Genomic DNA, 2,433 nt, shown 5'->3' on the forward strand with positions numbered 1-2,433 from the left:
TTGTGGGGGAGACTAACCGTTCCGGCGCCTGGCTCCAAAACCCAACCGGATCGGTTATCCTCGCCGCCGAAGAGGTGACGATGAGCTTCAGTGTAAAACCTCTCGATACGACCACCTGGCCGCATTTCGCCGCGCTGGTCGAGCGTCACAATGGCGTGTGGGGCGGCTGCTGGTGCATGGCCTTCCACGCCAAGGGGGTTGGCGCCGCCGGCAACCGCGCGGCGAAGGAGGTGCTCGTGCGCGAGGGCCGGGCGCATGCCGCGCTCGTCTTCGACGGTCCGGCCTGCGTCGGCTGGTGCCAGTTCGGGCCGACCGCCGAATTGCCGCGCATAAAGCACCAGCGCGCCTATCGCGAGGGACTGACGGCGCTGCCGGACTGGCGCATCACCTGCTTCTTCTCCGACAAGGCCCATCGCGGCAAGGGCGTGGCCGCGGCAGCCCTTGCCGGCGCGCTGACCGAGATCGGCCGTCTCGGCGGCGGCAGGGTGGAAAGCTATCCGGAGGATTCGGAAGGGCGCCCGGTCGCCGGCGCCTTCCTGCATAACGGCACGCTGGCGATGTTCGAAGCGCAGGGTTTCAGCTGCAACCGCCAGATCGGCAAGCACCGCTGGGTGGTCGAGAAGATGGTGACGGCCGCCGGCGCTTCCCCAGCCCGCGGTTGACACCATCGCCCCGCCCTCCGATTGTCCTGGCTCACCTCGTATCGAAGGACTCCACACCAATGACATTGTCGGGCTTTGCCGCCTATTCAGGCGCGCTGGCGATTGCCGCCATCATTCCGGGGCCGCAGATCGTCGCCATCGTGGCGCAGGCGCTCAGGAGCGGCTACCGGCATGCGGCCTGGATGACGGCCGGCATGGTGCTGGGCGACGTGCTCTACCTCGCCGCCGTGCTTGCCGGCCTTGCCTTCATCGCCGAGACTTTCAGCTTTCTCCTGATCGCCATCAAATGGGCGGGCATCGCCTACCTCTGCTGGCTTGCGGTCCAGTTCTGGAGGGCGGGCGAGACCTTCGAGGTCTCCGACAGCGGCGCCGCAAGGAGCGGCGGCAACGCCTTCCTCTCCGGCGTTCTGGTCACGCTCGGCAATCCGAAATCGGTGCTCTTCTACATCTCCATCCTGCCGACGGTGGTCGATATCGGCGCGCTGTCGGCGCTCGACGTGCCGATTCTGCTTGCCATCACCGCCGTCATCCTGGCGGCCGTGCAATTCCCCTTCGCGATCGCCGGCGCCGGCACGCGCCGCACCTTGCAGTCGCCGCGCGCCGCGCGCCTGTTCAACCGCGGCGCGGCGGTGTGCATGGGCGGCGCGGCCGCGACGATCGCACTGAGGAATTGAGGGATCGCGGACAGCCGCCCCGACAGGATCGAGCGTTTCCGGGATGGGCGGGTTTTCACCTTCAATATAAGTGAATTCTAATATAAAATGGTCGCCCCTCTGATGATTTGGAAGATGATCTGAGAAGGGGAGAGTTCCGATGCCCGCCTATCTGATTGCCGATGTCGACGTCACCGACATGGCCATGTTCGACGAGTACAGGCGCGAGGTCCCGGCGACGGAGGCTCGCTATGGCGGGCACTATCTTGCTCGTGGCGGCACGACCAAGGTGCTCGAGGGCGACTGGGAGCCGCACCGCCTGGTCATTATCGAGTTTCCCGACATGGCCGCGCTCACCGCCTGGTACGACTCGCCCGAGTATGAGCGGCTGAAGCAAATCCGTTTCCGCTGCGCCCACACACGTATCATAGCGCTCGAAGGGGTGGCGCCCGCCTGAGCCCCGCCCCCTTTGGGGGCGAGGATCCAGGCTTGTGCTACGCCATCTGCAGCCTCTGCCGGCTTGGCTGCGGCGGGAAGGCGATGGCGATGCCGGCGGCACCGAGGCCGACCAGCGCCGAGCCGACGAACAGCCAGGAATAGCTGGCATAGGCGTCGTAGATCATGCCGCCGGCGAGCGGGCCGAACGACATGCCGAGGCTGGAGAGCATGGTGGCTGCGCCGAGCACGGTGCCGATGATGCGTCCGCCGAAATATTCGCGCGCCAGCACCGCATAGAGCGGCATCACGCCGCCATAGGTGGCGCCGAATATGACGGCGAGAACGTAGAAGTGTTCGAGCCGTGCGGCGCCGAGATAGGCGGCGATCACCATGCCCTGGATCGCGAGGCCGGCGATCAGCACCGGCTTGACGCCCAGCCTGTCGGCGAGAACGCCATAGAGCACGCGCCCGCCGAGGCCGGCCAGGCCCTCGACGCTGTAGATCGAGACGGCCGCCATCGGCGCCACGCCGCAGGCCATCGCATAGCTCACCATGTGGAAGATCGGGCCCGAATGCGCCGCGCAGCAGGCGAAGAAGGTCATGCCCAGCACCAGGAATTGCGGCGAGCGCAGCGCCTGGCCGACGCTCATGCCGGGATCGTCGGCGGCGGGTGCCGGCAT

At 66.8% G+C, this 2,433-nt stretch carries 4 protein-coding genes; 3 read left to right on the forward strand and 1 reads right to left on the reverse strand.

Going from position 1 to position 2,433, the window contains the following annotated elements; translation table 11 throughout:
* The 3 genes from EOA29_RS33085 to EOA29_RS33095 all read left to right on the forward strand — a co-directional run.
* On the forward strand, positions 1-662 hold a 662-nt coding region (locus EOA29_RS33085), incomplete at its 5' end, for a hypothetical protein (protein ID WP_210213198.1).
* Between the two features lie 59 nt (positions 663-721).
* Positions 722-1,336, forward strand: coding sequence for a LysE family translocator (locus EOA29_RS33090; protein WP_126094585.1), 615 nt, complete (start codon positions 722-724; stop codon positions 1,334-1,336).
* Positions 1,337-1,475: 139 nt separating this feature from the next.
* Positions 1,476-1,772, forward strand: coding sequence for a DUF1330 domain-containing protein (locus EOA29_RS33095; protein ID WP_126094584.1), 297 nt, complete (start codon positions 1,476-1,478; stop codon positions 1,770-1,772).
* Positions 1,773-1,809: 37 nt separating this feature from the next.
* Here the strand turns inward: EOA29_RS33095 and EOA29_RS33100 are convergent.
* Positions 1,810-2,433 (reverse strand): MFS transporter (locus EOA29_RS33100; protein ID WP_127222183.1); only part of this gene is annotated, 624 nt, incomplete at its 5' end.

The organism is Mesorhizobium sp. M1E.F.Ca.ET.063.01.1.1 (genome assembly GCF_003998155.1).
Lineage (GTDB): Bacteria > Pseudomonadota > Alphaproteobacteria > Rhizobiales > Rhizobiaceae > Mesorhizobium.